This window comes from Streptomyces sp. NPDC002958, from assembly GCF_055563255.1.
On sequence record NZ_JBVHDS010000001.1, the window covers coordinates 531,996 to 547,595 of the forward strand.

Below are 15,600 nucleotides of genomic sequence, written 5' to 3' on the forward strand. Positions count from 1 at the left end.
TCCGACTGATCGCCCGGACGTCCCTCGCCGGCCGGGAGACCACTGCCTGCATCCGCTGGTGCGACGCCCGCGCCACCGAAGGCCGGCTCATCAGCTTTCGGCCCGCGGACAGTTCGAGGACCGCGGGCACCGGCACCGGGATGTCTCCGTGCACCGGCCGCACCCGCACCCGCAGCCGGCTTCGGGTCGAACTCGACGAAGCGCAGGGAAGCCACGGTTACCGACCCCGACATCGATCTGTACCCGCAGCTGGGTGCCGGGATGGCGGCGCCGGCCGCCTTCGACGCCGTGCTGCAACGGTGGAGCGGCAGTGACGGTGCCGAGGACCCCGCCGGACTGACCGACCGGGCCTTCGCCGCCAACCGCCCCTGCGTCGGACGATCGCCCCTGCGCCGGGCACGGGACGCAGCCAGTAGGCATCGTGCCGACCGGCCGAGGCACCCGAGCGGAATGCATCCGTGCATGCGGGGCACCCCAGGGGCAACGTCCGCGCGAAAGCCGATAACAACCGGTCAGATCCCCGCAGTGGCGGCCAGGTCCCGCTTGATCCCGGCCAGCAGCTCCGCGCCCTTCGCACGGGCCGCGGGCAGCTCGTCCGCCGAACCGACCGGCACCACGACCTCCAGGTAGCACTTGAGCTTCGGCTCGGTGCCGCTCGGACGGACGATCACCCGGGCGCCGCGGAGGTGGTAGCGCAGCCCGTCGGTGGGCGGCAGCTGTGCGGTGCCCTGCGAAAGGTCCTCGGCCGAGGTGACGGGGAGGCCGGCGAGCGTGATCGGAGGCTGCTCGCGCAGCCGCCGCATGGCATCCGCGATGACCGACAGGTCCTCCACCCGGACCGACAGCTGGTCGGTGGCGTGCAGCCCGTGGTCGACCGCGATGTCGTCGAGGAGATCGAGAAGGGTACGCCCCTGCTCCTTGAGTACGGAGGCGAGTTCGGCGACGAGCAGCGCGGCCGTGATGCCGTCCTTGTCGCGTACGCCGTCCGGGTCGACGCAGTAGCCGAGCGCCTCCTCGTACCCGTATCGCAGGCTGTCCACGCGGGCGATCCACTTGAAGCCGGTGAGCGTCTCCTCGTACCCGAGGCCCGCCTTCTCGGCGATCCGACCGAGCAGCGAGGACGACACGATCGACTCGGCGAAGACACCGGTCACACCGCGGTCCACCAGATGGGCGGCGAGCAGCGCCCCGACCTCGTCGCCGCGCAGCATCCGCCAGCCGCCGTCGGCGGCCGGGTCCGGGACGGCGACGGCGCAGCGGTCGGCGTCCGGGTCGTTGGCGATGACGATGTCCGGGTTCGTACGGCGTGCGGTGGCGAAGGCGAGATCCATCGCGCCCGGCTCTTCCGGGTTGGGGAAGGCGACGGTGGGGAACGCCGGGTCGGGTTCCGCCTGCTCGGTGACGAGTACGGGCTCGGGGAACCCGGCCCGGGCGAAGGCGGCGGTCAGCACGGAGGTGCCGACGCCGTGCATCGCGGTGTACACGATCTGGGCGGTACGCGGTGATCCGGCGGCGAGCACGGCGTCCGTACGGGCCAGGTAGGCCGCCAGGACCTCGTCACCGAGGGTCTCCCAGCCGTTGTCGGGGCGGGCCACGCCGTCGAGCGGGCCGACCGCGGCGATCGCGGCGGCGATCTCGCCGTCCGCCGGGGGGACGATCTGCGAGCCGTCGCCGAGATAGACCTTGTAGCCGTTGTCGCGCGGCGGATTGTGGCTGGCCGTCACCTCGACGCCCGCGACGGCGCCCAGGTGCCGTACGGCATACGCCAGCACGGGAGTGGGCAGCGGGCGGGGGAGCACCGCGGCCCGCAGGCCCGCGCCGGTCATCACGGCCGCGGTGTCGCGGGCGAAGTCGGCGGACTTGTGGCGGGCGTCGTACCCGATGACGACGAGCCCGCCGGTCTGTCCCTGGGCCCTGAGGTAGGCGGCGAGTCCGGCCGCGGCACGTATGACGACGGCACGGTTCATCCGCATCGGCCCGGCCCCCAGCTCACCGCGGAGCCCGGCCGTGCCGAACTGCAGCGTGCCGGCGAAGCGTGCGGCGAGCTCGTCGAGGTCCTCGGTGTCGATGAGCTCGGCGAGTTCGTCCCGGGTCTCGGGATCGGGGTCCTCCGCAAGCCACGTCCTGGCCTGCGCGATGAGGTCCTGCTGCACGGTGTCCGCCTTTCTGCGGGGTGGGGTGGGTTACGGGGGCGCTGCCCCCGGCCTGACTGCTCCTCGATCGCCGGGGGGCTTACTTCTCAGCCGCGCCGTCGTTCGAGGCGCGGGGTCCGGGGCGGAGCCCGGGTCCGGGAAGGGGTGGGGGCGGGGAGCAGGCCTGCCGCAGGCGCCACGCACGCCCACCCGAACCCGCACCCCTCTCCCGGCTCAGATCCGCTCAAGCACCCGCGCCAGCAACGCCCCCATCCGGGTCGCCGAATCCCGCCCGGCCTGCAACACCTCTTCATGGTTGAGCGGCTCCCCGCTCAGCCCCGCCGCCAGGTTCGTGACCAGGGAAATGCCCAGCACCTCGGCCCCCGCCTCCCGTGCGGCGATCGCCTCCAGCACGGTGGACATACCGACCAGGTCACCGCCCATGACACGGACCATGTCGATCTCGGCGGGGGTCTCGTAGTGCGGACCGGGGAACTGCACGTACACACCCTCTTCGAGGGTGTCGTCGACCTCCTTGCACAGCGCGCGCAGCCGCGGCGAGTACAGGTCGGTCAGGTCGACGAAGTTGGCGCCGACGATGGGGGACGCCGCGGTCAGGTTGATGTGGTCGCTGATCAGGACCGGCTGCCCGGGGCGCATGCCCTCGCGCAGACCGCCGCAGCCGTTCGTCAGGATGACGGTCTTGCAGCCCGCGGCGACGGCGGTACGGACCCCGTGCGCGACGGCGGCGACGCCGCGGCCCTCGTAGAAGTGCGTGCGGCCGAGGAAGACCAGGGCACGCTTCTCACCGATCCGGTACGAGCGGATCGTGCCGCCGTGCCCCTGCACGGCGGGCGCCGGGAAACCGGGCAGTTCGGTCACCGGGAACTCGGCTTCCGGAGCGCCGAGCGCATCGCCCGCAGGTGCCCAGCCGGAACCCATCACGAGGGCGACGTCGTGGGTCTCGGCGCCGGTCAGCTCGCGCAGGCGGGCGGCGGCGTCGGCGGCGGCGGCGTACGGGTCGCCCTGGGTGTTGTCCGGAATAACAGATGCGTTCACGCGGATGAGGGTAGCCGGTGATTCCCTACGCGCGTAGATGTCTACGCACGGAGTCTGCACACGCTTCCTCGTGCATTCACACGAAAGTGCTGGTCCGCCGGGTCAACAGGGGTGCTTGCGCAGTTCCATCACATAGTCGTGCGGCGCGCCCGCGGACTCCGCCGCGTCCGCGATCTCGCCCAGATAGCGGGCGGACGGCAGCCCGCCCTCGTACCCGTTCAGCACATACATCCAGGCCGGCTCCTCGCCGTCCAGGGTGTGCACACGCACCCGCATGCGCCGGTAGACATCGAGGCCGACGCCCTCCCACCGGTCCATGGAGTCCTCGTCCATCGGCGCCAGGTCGTACAGCGCGACGAAGACCTGGGAGCGCGGGGCCTCGACCAACGTGGCGAGTGCGCCCTCCCAGCCCATCTGCTCCCCGCCGAAGGTCAGTCGCCAGCCGTTGAGCCAGCCGGTGCCGCGCAGCGGGGAATGCGGTGCGCGGCGCGTCATCAGCCGCGCGTCGAGGTTGCCGGCGTACGCGGCGTAGAGCGACATGGGATCGAGGGTACGGGAGGTGGCGGGAGGAACGTCGATTCCAGCGCGGAAGACCTCGTACGAGGTTCCGTACGGGTTCCGCTGCCCGCCCCGGAGCCCCGTCGAGAACGCCCCGGCGTACACATGAAGGGCCCCGGGGCGAAGCACCTTGGCACGTGCGGGACAATGAAGTACGTACTGCATTCCCCGGGGCGACCCCCCGGACCCCCGGCCGGGGCAGCAGACGGCCGCGGGATGACACACGCGAGGCGGACTTTTCGTGACCCGGATCGTGATCATCGGCGGTGGACCCGGCGGGTACGAGGCGGCATTGGTGGGCGCCCAGCTCGGCGCGGAGGTGACCGTCGTCGACTGTGACGGCCTCGGCGGCGCGTCTGTGCTCACCGACTGCGTGCCCTCGAAGACCCTGATCGCGACGGCGGAGGTGATGACCACCTTCGACTCTTCGTACGAGGAGTTGGGGATCATCGTCGCCGACGACACGCCGCACAACGAGCAGGCGGCCCGGGTGGTCGGCGTCGACCTGGGCAAGGTCAACCGGCGCGTGAAGCGCCTGGCGCTCGCCCAGTCCCACGACATCACGGCCTCCGTCACCCGTGCGGGCGCGCGCGTGATGCGCGGCCGTGGCCGCCTCAAGGGCCTCCAGGCCGCCGACGGCTCCCGCACGGTCGTGGTGACCGCCGCCGACGGCACGGAGGAGACGCTCACCGCCGACGCCGTGCTGATCGCGACCGGTGGCCACCCGAGGGAGATTCCGGACGCGCTCCCCGACGGTGAGCGCATTCTGAACTGGACCCAGGTCTACGACCTCGACGAGCTCCCCGAGGAGCTCATCGTCGTCGGCTCCGGTGTGACGGGTGCCGAGTTCGCGGGCGCCTACCAGGCGCTCGGCTCGCGCGTGACCCTCGTCTCGTCCCGTGACCGGGTGCTGCCGGGCGAGGACCCGGACGCGGCCGCCGTGCTGGAGGACGTCTTCCGGCGCCGCGGCATGAACGTCATGGCCCGCTCGCGCGCCCAGGCGGCGAAGCGGGTCGGCGACCGGGTCGAGGTCACCCTCGCCGACGGCCGGGTCATTTCCGGTTCGCACTGTCTGATGGCGGTCGGCGCGATTGCGAACACCGCGGGCATGGGTCTGGAGGAGGCCGGGGTCCGGCTCAAGGAGTCCGGCCACATCCGGACCGACAAGGTCTCCCGCACCAGCGCCCCCGGTGTGTACGCGGCCGGTGACGTCACCGGGATCTTCGCCCTCGCCTCGGTCGCCGCCATGCAGGGCCGGATCGCGATGTACCACTTCCTCGGTGACGCGGTGGCGCCGCTGAACCTGAAGACGGTTTCCTCGAACGTCTTCACCGACCCCGAGATCGCCACCGTCGGCTACAGCCAGGCCGACGTCGACTCCGGCAAGATCGACGCCCGGGTGGTCAAGCTGCCGCTGCTGCGCAACCCGCGCGCCAAGATGCAGGGCATCCGCGACGGCTTCATCAAGATCTTCTGCCGGCCCGGCACCGGCATCGTGGTCGGCGGCTGCGTTGTCGCGCCGCGGGCGAGCGAGCTGATCCACCCCATCTCGATCGCGGTCGACAACAATCTGACGGTGGAACAGATCGCAAACGCTTTCACCGTGTATCCGTCTCTGTCGGGATCGATCGCGGAAGTGGCCCGTCAGTTGCACACCCGTAAGCTCACGGGCGAGGCATAGGGGCCTTCGGGATCCCGGCAATCCCCGGCAACTCCCGGCAATTCAGGCGGTCGAGTGACTGTTGGGCGATCAGTACCAAACAACAACAGGGCCGCTTATACCACTTGGCGGCCCCTTGTATGTACAACTTCTACTATTCGGCGCAAACTGCTGAAAACACTCGGGCGGTCACGTTACTGTCAGTTTTGTGTTCGCTGCAGAACGTCGTCAGTTGATCCTCGAAATGGTGCGTGCCAACGGGGCGGTATCGCTCCGTGAGCTCGCCCGCGTCGTCCAGACCTCCGAAGTGACCGTACGGCGGGACGTGCGGGCGCTGGAGGCAGAAGGACTCCTCGACCGCCGACACGGCGGTGCGGTTTTGCCGGGCGGTTTTACGCGGGAGTCCGGCTTTCCGCAGAAATCCCATCTCGCCACCGCCGAGAAGACGGCCATCGCCGACCTGGCCGCCGGTCTCGTCGAAGAGGGCGAAGCCATCGTCGTCGGTGCCGGTACGACCACGCAGGAGCTGGCCCGCCGGCTCGCGCGGATCCCCGGTCTGACCGTCGTCACCAACTCGCTGCTGGTCGCCCAGGCGTTGGCCCATGCCAACCGGGTGGAAGTGGTGATGACCGGCGGCACACTGCGCGGTTCCAACTACGCCCTGGTGGGCAGTGGGGCCGAGCAGTCTCTCCAGGGGCTGCGGGTGTCGCGCGCGTTTCTCTCCGGGAGCGGACTCACCGCGGAACGCGGCCTCTCCACGTCCAACATGCTCTCGGCGAGCGTGGACCGGGCGCTGGTGCAGGCCGCGGCGGAGGTGGTGGTCCTGGCCGACCACACCAAGCTCGGCTCCGACACCATGTTCCAGACGGTGCCGACGGATCTGATCACCCGCCTGGTGACGGACGAACCGCCCGGTCACGACGACCGTGCCGCCACCGAACTGCAGGCCCTGGCGGACCAGGGGGTGCAGATCGCGGTGGCCGGCGCGGGGAGCGGCCCCGCACCGGCCGATGCCCTCCCGCCGGGCCGCCAGGCCCGCCGGGACATGCCGCTGCCCGGGCAGCGGCGTACGCGCGGGGGTGGCCCCGGGGTGCCGGGCCCGCAGCAGCTGCGGAGCGCTGCGGCGCTGGCGGAACAGGGGCAGGGGGATCGGGGGAGAGTGGCGGATCTACGACGCCGGTAGGGGGCGGGGATTTTCCTTTCCCCTGCCCGCCGCCCGCACCCGGCCCTCAACCCCGCTCCGCATCAGGCCCCTTCAGTCCCTGTAGGGTCAGCATCAGCAGTCGGCCCGCCAACTCGGGGTCATCCGGCGACTGCTCCGCAGCCAGCGCGATCGCGTTCGTCAGCTGCATCAGGTCGTCGATGGACACATCCGCCCGCACGGCCCCGCTCGCCTGCGCCCGCGACAGCAGCACCGCCCCTGCCTCGCGCAGCGGGACATTGCACTGCGACAGCGCCGAAGTCTCGTCCCGTGACGTCGACATGAGCGCCTGGGCGAGCCCGCGGTACTCACCCGCATGGGTGATGATCGCGCCCAGCCACTCCACCAGACCACCGCACGGCTGCTCCGCCCCCGCGAGCTCGCGGGAACGGGTGATCAGAGAGGTCAGGGCCTCCTGGAAGACGGCGTTCATCAGTGCGTGCCGGTTCGGGAAGTGCCGGTACAGCGTGCCGATGCCCACGCCCGCGCGTCGCGCGATGTCCTCCAGGGACGCATCGGTGCCGTGTTCCGCGAAGGCGGTACGGGCCTCACTCAGCAGCCGGTCGTAATTGCGGCGCGCGTCGGCACGCATGGGCCGGGCCGGCGTCTGTGCCGTGCTCATCGCCATTGCGCAGTCCTCCCTCTTTCCGCCCCAGGGTCCAGGATGCCATTGCGTATCCGGAGGATGCCTTCGCATCGTTTCGGGGCGTCGCCGCAGGGCCCGAACGCGATCGCGCGCCGGGACTGTTCACCGACCGGCCCTGGTCCTGCCGCTCACCGCGAGGACGGCAGCCGCACCGCCCGCCGAGGAGCGACGCGCGCCGCCGACCCGACGACCGGGGCCCCTGCGGAGTCGTACGACTCCGCAGGGGCCCCGGTCGAACAACGGGTCCCGCTTCGATCAGTCCTTGATCTCGCAGATCGCGGCGCCGGAGGAGACCGAGCTGCCGACCTCGGCGGCGAGTGCCTTGATGGTGCCGGCGCGGTGCGCGTTCAGCGGCTGCTCCATCTTCATGGCCTCCAGGACGACGACGAGGTCGCCCTCCTGGACCTGCTGGCCCTCCTCGACGGCGATCTTGACGATGGTTCCCTGCATCGGGGACGCCAGGGTGTCACCGGAGGCCGCGGAGCCGGTCTTCTTCGCCGCGCGGCGCTTGGGCTTGGCGCCCGCCGCGAGTCCGGTACGGGCCAGGCTCATGCCCAGCGACGAGGGCAGCGACACTTCCAGACGCTTGCCGCCGACCTCGACGACGACGGTCTCGCGGCCGACCTCCTCCTCCGCCTCCACATCGGCGGTGGCGGTGAAGGGCTTGATCTCGTTGACGAACTCGGTTTCGATCCACCGGGTGTGGACCTGGAACGGGGCGCTGGTGAACGCCGGGTCGGCGACGACCGCACGGTGGAACGGAATGGCGGTGGCCATGCCCTCGACATTGAACTCGGCCAGCGCACGCGCCGCCCGCTGCAGCGCCTGCTCGCGGGTCGCACCGGTCACGATGAGCTTCGCCAGGAGTGAGTCCCAGGCGGGGCCGATGACGGAACCGGACTCCACGCCCGCGTCGAGGCGGACACCGGGGCCGGTCGGCGGGGCGAACGCGGTCACCGTGCCCGGAGCGGGCAGGAAGCCGCGGCCCGGGTCCTCGCCGTTGATCCGGAACTCGAAGGAGTGCCCGCGTACGGCCGGGTCGTCGTAGCCGAGCTTCTCGCCGTCGGCGATGCGGAACATCTCGCGTACGAGGTCGAGACCGGAGACCTCCTCGGTGACCGGGTGCTCGACCTGGAGGCGGGTGTTGACCTCCAGGAACGAGATGGTGCCGTCCGTGCCGACGAGGAACTCCACGGTGCCCGCACCGACGTAACCGGCCTCCTTGAGGATGGCCTTCGACGCCGCGTACAGCTCCGCGTTCTGCGCCTCGGAGAGGAACGGCGCGGGGGCCTCCTCGACCAGCTTCTGGTGGCGGCGCTGGAGCGAGCAGTCACGGGTGGAGACGACGACGACATTGCCGTGGGTGTCGGCCAGGCACTGCGTCTCGACGTGGCGCGGCTTGTCGAGGTAGCGCTCCACGAAGCACTCCCCGCGGCCGAACGCCGCGACGGCCTCACGGACCGCGGAGTCGTACAGCTCCGGGATCTCCTCCAGCGTGCGCGCCACCTTCAGCCCGCGACCGCCACCACCGAAGGCGGCCTTGATCGCGATCGGCAGCCCGTGCTGCTTCGCGAACGCCACGACCTCGGCGGAGCCCTCGACCGGGTCGGGCGTACCGGCCACCAGCGGAGCGCCGGCGCGCTGCGCGATGTGACGGGCGGCGACCTTGTCACCGAGGTCCCGGATCGCCTGCGGCGGCGGGCCGATCCACGTCAGACCAGCGTCGATGACGGCCTGGGCGAAGTCGGCGTTCTCCGACAGGAAGCCGTAACCCGGATGGATGGCGTCCGCTCCGGAGTCCTTGGCGGCCTGGAGCACCTTGCCCATGTCCAGATAGCTGGCGGCCGGTGTGTCACCGCCCAGAGCGAATGCCTCGTCGGCCGCGCGTACATGCAGAGCGTCGCGGTCCGGGTCGGCGTAGACGGCCACGCTCCCGATTCCGGCATCCCGGCATGCCCGAGCAACACGGACAGCAATTTCGCCACGGTTGGCGATGAGCACCTTGCGCACGATGGCTCCCTCCTTGAAACAAGCTGAGTTTAGGGACAACCGACACGGCCCTACGACCCGTCCCCAATGGTGAGCTTGCCCACACGGAGTGTGATTCGAGGCTTGCTCAAGTCGCGAAATCCCTTGTGGCACCACGGTACGCCGGGATTCATGACCGCACAGTAGCCACGAGGTGTGGTCCAGGTCTCTGTTCGCGCAAGTAGCCGCGCCTCGTGTTTCTTTGTCGAGTCCCCACTAATGGGCGAACGATTCTTTGCCCAATGCACCAAAGGCGCGACAAGGGGGGTGCGGAGAAAGCGCGCGGGCATGCGTCAGAGGTGCGGGTGGCGGCGAAGGCAGCCGCACCCTTGTTCGGAGCGTTACCCATTAGTAGGGTCCGCGCTATCGCACGTACTGCAGGTAACAGGGGGTGAGCACCGTGGTGCGCAGACCGGTGGCGTTCGTGGCCGCGATCGTGCTGTTCGTGGAAGCCGTGGGCATCGTGCTCATCAACGGCATCCTGGCGACGGTCGTCAAGAACCAGGACATGTCACTGGCCGGGCTGGAACCCGCCGCCATGTCCAACGGCACCTGGGCGATGGGCGGTGTCTTCGGCCTGTATCTGCTGCTGTGCGGGCTGGTCCTCCTGCTGGTCGGCATCCGCGACCGGGCCCCGGGCCGTATTGGCCGGATCGCCCTCATCACCTGCGCCGTGGCGCACGGGGTGCTGGGCGCGCTGACGGTGGGACTGGTCGGCTGGGCCGCGTTCGCGTGTCTGATGGTGGTGCTCGGGCTGATCGTGCTCACCCTGGTGGCGTACGGCCCCGAGGCCGGCCGACCCGTGGATGACGCCGAACCGAGCGCTCCGGCTCCGGCCTGACTCGGACGGGTCCGATTCAGGCGGCCGGACGGGGACAGTCAGGTTCAGGCGGCCGGACGGGGACGGCCCGGTTCAGGCGGCCGGACGAAGGCGGTCCGGCTCGCCCGACAGGCTCTCAGCTCAGACCCACAGTTCGGTGACGGAGATCCCCAGTTCGCCCAGCAGCCGGCGCAGCAGCGGCAGCGAGAGCCCGATGACATTGCCGTGGTCGCCCTCGATGGAGTCGACGAACGGTGCCGAGCGGCCGTCCAGAGTGAAGGCGCCCGCAACGTGGAGCGGCTCGCCCGAGGCCACGTAGGCGGCGATCTCGGCGTCCGTCGGTTCGCCGAAGCGTACGGTCGTGGAGGCGGTCGCCGAGGCCATGCGTCCCGTCGCCGCGTCGATCACGCTGTGGCCGGTCCGCAGCACACCGGACCGGCCGCGCATGGACTTCCAGCGGGCCATGGCCTCCTCGCCGTCGGCCGGCTTGCCGAGTGCCTCGCCGTCGAGTTCGAGCACGGAGTCGCACCCGATGACCAGGGCACCCGCCGCCTCCGGCCGACCGGCCACCGCGGCGGCCTTGGCCTCGGCGAGAACGAGCGCCAGCTCCGCCGGCGTCGGGGCGCTCAGCGCGTCCTCGTCGACCCCGCTGACGATCACCTCGGGCGCGAATCCGGCCTGCCGCAGCAGACCGAGACGGGCGGGGGAGGCGGAGGCGAGCACGAGACGGCGCTGATCAGTCATACGCGCCATCGTAGAAGGGCCTGGCCGGCATCCGACCCGTCCGGGCGCTTTTCAGCCCGTCCGGCGTTCGAGGACCGGGGTCCGGGGCCGAGCCCCGGTTACGGGAGGGGGCGGGCAGGGGAACAAGCCCCGCGCAGCAGCCCCCGCCCCACGCCGCACGCCTCACCGCGTCCCGAGCGCGAACATCGCGACCACCATCGCGAGCGCAAGCACCAGCCCTGCGCGCCGCATCATGTCCTGGGCATCGCGCAGTTCCTTCGGCGGCTTGTTCTCCGGGTCGGACCACAGCATGGGACCGATCCTGCTGCGGCGGCGGATACCGCGCCTGAGTACAGGTACTCAGGCGCGGTGGTGCCTACGGACCAGATCGCGCCCGGACGCGCCGGAGGCCCGGCCCCCTGGAACCACCAAGGGGCCTGAGCCTCCGAAAACGTGCGCGAACGGGCGGACGGGTGCACACGCGAACAGGTGTTTCTGCTGCTACCCGGGCCAGTACGTCCGCGCCCAGGCCCGCGGCCCCGGCAGCCGGCGTTCACGCCGGGCGATACGCTCCGGGTCGGACCACTGTCCGGGCAGCGCCGGCGCGCCGGACGACGCATCGGATGCCGTCGTCGTCGCCGCGGCGCGCGCCCGGACCACTGTCAGTGCGGCAGCCAGCTCCTCCGGGGTCGGGTTGCCCCGTACGACCTTGATCATGGCCAGGACCCTTTCTAGAGGGGGATGTTGCCGTGCTTCTTCGGGGGCAGCGACTCCCGCTTCGTACGCAGCTGGCGCAGCCCCTTCACGATGTGCGCGCGGGTGTCGGACGGCATGATCACCGCGTCGACGTAGCCGCGTTCGGCCGCGACGTACGGGTTGAGCAGCGTGTCCTCGTAGTCGGCGATCAGCTCGGCGCGGGTGGCCTCCTGGTCCTCGGCGGCGGCGATCGTACGGCGGTGCAGGATGTTCACGGCGCCCTGCGCCCCCATGACGGCGATCTGCGCGGTCGGCCAGGCGAGGTTGATGTCGGCGCCCAAGTGCTTGGAGCCCATGACGTCGTACGCGCCGCCGAAGGCCTTGCGGGTGATCACCGTGATCAGCGGGACGGTCGCTTCCGCGTAGGCGTAGATCAGCTTGGCGCCGCGGCGGATGATGCCGCCGTACTCCTGGTCGACGCCGGGCAGGAAGCCGGGGACGTCGACGAAGGTCAGGACGGGCACGTTGAAGGCGTCGCAGGTGCGGACGAACCGTGCCGCCTTCTCGCTCGCGTTGATGTCCAGGCAGCCCGCGAACTGCATCGGCTGGTTGGCGACGATGCCCACCGGGTAGCCCTCGACGCGCCCGAAGCCGGTCAGGATGTTCGGAGCGAACAGGGCCTGGGTCTCCAGGAACTCGCCGTCGTCCAGCACGTGCTCGATGGCGGTGTGCATGTCGTACGGCTGGTTCGCCGAGTCCGGGATGAGGGTGTCGAGCTCGCGGTCCTCGTCGGTCGTGGTGAGGTCCGCCTCCTCCGGGAAGGCCGGCGCTTCAGAAAGGTTGTTCGAGGGGAGGTACGACAGCAGCGACTTGACGTACTCGATGGCGTCCTTCTCGTCGCCCGCCATGTGATGGGCCACACCGGAGGTGGTGTTGTGGGTGCGGGCGCCGCCGAGCTGCTCGAAGCCGACGTCCTCGCCGGTGACGGTCTTGATGACGTCGGGGCCGGTGATGAACATGTGCGAGGTCTGGTCGACCATGATGGTGAAGTCGGTGATCGCGGGGGAGTAGACCGCGCCACCCGCGCACGGTCCGACGATCAGCGAGATCTGCGGGACGACGCCCGAGGCGTGCACATTGCGGCGGAAGATCTCGGCGAACAGACCGAGCGCCGCCACACCCTCCTGGATGCGGGCGCCGCCGCCGTCGTTGATGCCGATGACCGGGCAGCCGGTCTTCAGCGCGAAGTCCATCACCTTGACGATTTTCTCACCGTAGACCTCGCCGAGCGAGCCGCCGAAGATGGTGAAGTCCTGTGAGTACAGGCAGACGGGGCGGCCGTCGACCGTGCCGTAGCCGGTGACGACGCCGTCCCCGTAAGGGCGGCTCTTCTCGATACCGAAGTTGGTGGATCGGTGCCGGGCGAATTCGTCGAGCTCCACGAAGGAACCCTCGTCGAGCAGGAGGTCGATCCGCTCGCGGGCGGTCAACTTGCCCTTGGCATGCTGCTTCTCGACCGCGCGCTCGGAACCCGCGTGCGTCGCTTCGTCGACACGGCGCTGCAGGTCCGCGATCTTGCCCGCGGTGGTATGGATGTCGATCTCTTCCGGCTCGGACATCGGGTGGCGGCTCCCTGCCTGGTCAAGGGGACGACTGTGCTGCTGATCAGGTGCTGAGCACCTACTGATCCGTAGGGTATAGGCGTGGATACGGTTCGGCAGTGCGTCGTTTGCCACACCTAGTCTGGCTTGCATGACACCTTCGGATGCGCCACACAGTCGCTGGTCGGACCTGGACCGACCACCCCTGAACGTTCCCGCACTGCGCCGCGGGCTGCTGCGGCCGGGCGGAGTGTGGACCTCGCTCGATGTCGTGGAGACCACCGGGTCCACCAACGCCGATCTTGCCCGGCGTGCTGAGGCGGGGCTCGCCGAAGGCGCCGTGCTGGTCGCCGAGGAGCAGACCGCGGGCCGCGGCCGCCTCGACCGCACCTGGACGGCTCCTGCCCGTTCGGGCCTGTTCTTCTCCGTCTTCCTGACCCCGGGCGATGTGCCCGTCCAGCGGTGGGGCTGGCTGCCGCTGCTCACCGGCGTCGCGACGGCGACGGGTCTGGCTCGCGCGGCGGGCGTCGACACGGCCCTGAAGTGGCCCAACGACCTCCTCGTGACCGTGGAGGGCGAGGAACGCAAGGCGGGCGGCATCCTCGCCGAGCGCGCCGGGAACGGCGTTGTCGTGGGCATCGGCCTCAACGTCTCCCTGCGCGCCGAGGAACTCCCCGTCCCCGCGGCCGGCTCGCTGGCCCTGGCCGGAGCCGTTTCCACCGACCGGGAGACGCTGCTGCGGGCCGTACTGCGCTCGCTGGAGCACTGGTACGGCCAGTGGCGCGCGGCGGACGGCAACGCTGCGGCGAGCGGCCTCCAGGAGGCGTACGCGGCGGGCTGCGCGACGCTCGGCCGGACGGTACGGGCCCAGCTGCCCGGCGACCGCACGCTCACCGGCGAGGCCGTGGCGATCGACGGCGACGGCCGACTGGTGCTGTCCACCGACGACGGCCTCCAGGAACCCGTATCGGCGGGCGACATCGTGCACCTACGAGGGATCGAGGGCGGCCTGACCTGAGAGCCTGCCTGTCGGGTGACCTCCGACCGGGTGGACACGTACCGGGGGCATGGATCCATGCCTTCCCGGCAAGCACCCACCGGCTGAGACCGCCCACGCCCCCGGCCCACCGAGCGTTCCCGGACGACCGACGGACGTGAGCTACGGCACACCTGTCGTATCGTTGAGGCGATCCACCGACAGATCGGCAGGGCAGTGCGCAGGGAACGGGCAGGAGGCGGCTGGTGACCGTCGACGACACGACCTCCGGCGCGGGCGAGGAGCCCCCGTCGGGCCCCTCGGTCCACCCGACACCGCATCACGAAGTCGACCATACGGCGGAACCGACCGACGATCCCCTCGCGATCCGGCTGGAACAGCTGATCCTGGGCGCCGACCGTCGTTACACGCCGTTCCAGGCGGCCCGTACCGCCGGTGTCTCGATGGATCTGGCCTCCCGGTTCTGGCGGGCCATGGGCTTCGCCGACATCGGGCAGGCCAGGGCGCTCACCGAGGCCGATGTGCTGGCGCTGCGCCGGCTCGCCGGTCTTGTCGAGGCGGGGCTGCTCAGCGAGCCGATGGCGATCCAGGTGGCCCGGTCCACCGGGCAGACCACGGCCCGGCTCGCGGAGTGGCAGATCGACTCCTTCCTGGAGGGGCTGACCGAGCCGCCCGAGCCCGGAATGACCCGGACCGAGGTCACGTATCCGCTGATCGAGCTGCTCCTTCCGGAGCTGGAGGAGTTTCTGGTGTACGTGTGGCGGCGCCAGCTCGCCGCCGCCACCGGCCGGGTCGTGCAGGCCGCCGACGACGAGGAGATGGTCGACCGGCGTCTGGCCGTCGGCTTCGCCGACCTCGTCGGGTTCACCCGGCTGACCCGAAGGCTGGAGGAGGAGGAGCTCGGCGAGCTGGTCGAAACGTTCGAGACCACCTCGGCCGACCTGGTCGCCGCCCATGGCGGCCGGCTCATCAAGACCCTCGGTGACGAGGTCCTCTTCGCCGCCGACGACGCGGGCACCGCGGCCGAGATCGCGCTGCGCCTGATCGAGGCGATGACCCAGGACGAGACCATGCCCGAGCTGCGCGTCGGCATCGCGTTCGGCACGGTCGCCACCCGAATGGGCGATGTCTTCGGTACGACGGTGAACCTCGCCAGCCGGCTGACCTCGATAGCGCCGAAGGACGCCGTGCTGGTGGACGGGGCGTTCGCCAAGGAGTTGACCCGTACCGGCGACGCCCCGGCCTCCGAGGCGCAGGCGGCGCAGGAGGCCGCGGCAGCGGAGAAGGAGCGCCAGGAAGGCGTGGAGCCGGCGTACGTGCCGAAGTACCGCTATGGGCTGCAGCCGATGTGGCAGCGGCCGGTGCGCGGACTCGGCGTCGTGGAGCCCTGGCTGCTGGCGCGCCGGGGCGCATCCTGACCTCACCCGGGACCGCTGTCCTGGGCGCGCCATAGGATCCCTCCGGTAACGATCGTTAACC

Annotated in this window: 14 protein-coding genes; 5 read left to right on the plus strand and 9 right to left on the minus strand. The window is 70.7% G+C overall.

The genetic code is table 11. The features are described from left to right. Positions 1-512 precede the first annotated feature (512 nt). The 3 genes from ACZ3IC_RS02485 to ACZ3IC_RS02495 form a co-directional block, all read right to left on the minus strand. The gene (locus ACZ3IC_RS02485; protein WP_467411737.1) at positions 513-2,153 is read right to left on the minus strand and encodes a phospho-sugar mutase; all 1,641 of its coding nucleotides are present in this window, start codon (positions 2,151-2,153) and stop codon (positions 513-515) included. 213 nt (positions 2,154-2,366) lie between these two features. Further along, positions 2,367-3,191, minus strand: coding sequence for a purine-nucleoside phosphorylase (locus ACZ3IC_RS02490; protein ID WP_467411739.1), 825 nt, complete (start codon positions 3,189-3,191; stop codon positions 2,367-2,369). Between the two features lie 102 nt (positions 3,192-3,293). Next, positions 3,294-3,731 (minus strand): gamma-glutamylcyclotransferase family protein, encoded by a 438-nt coding sequence (locus ACZ3IC_RS02495; protein ID WP_467411740.1) that lies wholly within the window; start codon positions 3,729-3,731, stop codon positions 3,294-3,296. A 259-nt stretch (positions 3,732-3,990) separates the two neighbouring features. Here ACZ3IC_RS02495 and ACZ3IC_RS02500 point away from each other — a divergent pair, with 259 nt between their 5' ends. Together ACZ3IC_RS02500 and ACZ3IC_RS02505 are read left to right on the plus strand one after the other, a co-directional pair. Then, the gene (locus ACZ3IC_RS02500) at positions 3,991-5,430 is read left to right on the plus strand and encodes an NAD(P)H-quinone dehydrogenase (RefSeq protein WP_467411742.1); all 1,440 of its coding nucleotides are present in this window, start codon (positions 3,991-3,993) and stop codon (positions 5,428-5,430) included. A gap of 187 nt (positions 5,431-5,617) precedes the next feature. Then, positions 5,618-6,592, plus strand: coding sequence for a DeoR/GlpR family DNA-binding transcription regulator (locus tag ACZ3IC_RS02505; RefSeq protein ID WP_467411743.1), 975 nt, complete (start codon positions 5,618-5,620; stop codon positions 6,590-6,592). Positions 6,593-6,638: 46 nt separating this feature from the next. Here ACZ3IC_RS02505 and ACZ3IC_RS02510 read toward each other — a convergent pair whose 3' ends face one another. After that, complete coding sequence (locus ACZ3IC_RS02510) at positions 6,639-7,238, minus strand: TetR/AcrR family transcriptional regulator (RefSeq protein ID WP_467411744.1); 600 nt, start codon at positions 7,236-7,238, stop codon at positions 6,639-6,641. 273 nt (positions 7,239-7,511) lie between these two features. Beyond that, entirely contained in the window at positions 7,512-9,266 is a 1,755-nt protein-coding gene (locus ACZ3IC_RS02515) for an acetyl/propionyl/methylcrotonyl-CoA carboxylase subunit alpha (protein WP_467411746.1), read from the minus strand. Positions 9,267-9,675: 409 nt separating this feature from the next. Here ACZ3IC_RS02515 and ACZ3IC_RS02520 point away from each other — a divergent pair, with 409 nt between their 5' ends. Next, positions 9,676-10,125, plus strand: a complete 450-nt coding sequence (locus ACZ3IC_RS02520; protein ID WP_467411748.1) for a hypothetical protein — start codon at positions 9,676-9,678, stop codon at positions 10,123-10,125. A 120-nt stretch (positions 10,126-10,245) separates the two neighbouring features. On the opposite strand, the gene ACZ3IC_RS02525 is transcribed toward ACZ3IC_RS02520, so the two are convergent. From ACZ3IC_RS02525 to ACZ3IC_RS02540, 4 genes are all read right to left on the minus strand, one after another. Continuing rightward, complete coding sequence (locus tag ACZ3IC_RS02525) at positions 10,246-10,857, minus strand: Maf family protein (RefSeq protein ID WP_467411749.1); 612 nt, start codon at positions 10,855-10,857, stop codon at positions 10,246-10,248. Positions 10,858-11,010: 153 nt separating this feature from the next. Next, entirely contained in the window at positions 11,011-11,139 is a 129-nt protein-coding gene (gene mmpB, locus ACZ3IC_RS02530) for a morphogenic membrane protein MmpB (RefSeq protein ID WP_467411752.1), read from the minus strand. 189 nt (positions 11,140-11,328) lie between these two features. Next, a complete protein-coding gene (locus ACZ3IC_RS02535; protein ID WP_467411753.1) occupies positions 11,329-11,544 on the minus strand; it encodes an acyl-CoA carboxylase subunit epsilon in 216 nt (71 codons plus the stop codon). 14 nt (positions 11,545-11,558) lie between these two features. Further along, complete coding sequence (locus ACZ3IC_RS02540) at positions 11,559-13,142, minus strand: acyl-CoA carboxylase subunit beta (RefSeq protein WP_467411755.1); 1,584 nt, start codon at positions 13,140-13,142, stop codon at positions 11,559-11,561. 133 nt (positions 13,143-13,275) lie between these two features. On the opposite strand from ACZ3IC_RS02540, the gene ACZ3IC_RS02545 reads away from it, so the two are divergent. After that, positions 13,276-14,142, plus strand: a complete 867-nt coding sequence (locus ACZ3IC_RS02545; protein WP_467411757.1) for a biotin--[acetyl-CoA-carboxylase] ligase — start codon at positions 13,276-13,278, stop codon at positions 14,140-14,142. 224 nt (positions 14,143-14,366) lie between these two features. Continuing rightward, positions 14,367-15,539, plus strand: coding sequence for an adenylate/guanylate cyclase domain-containing protein (locus ACZ3IC_RS02550; protein WP_467411758.1), 1,173 nt, complete (start codon positions 14,367-14,369; stop codon positions 15,537-15,539). Positions 15,540-15,600: the final 61 nt, after the last annotated feature.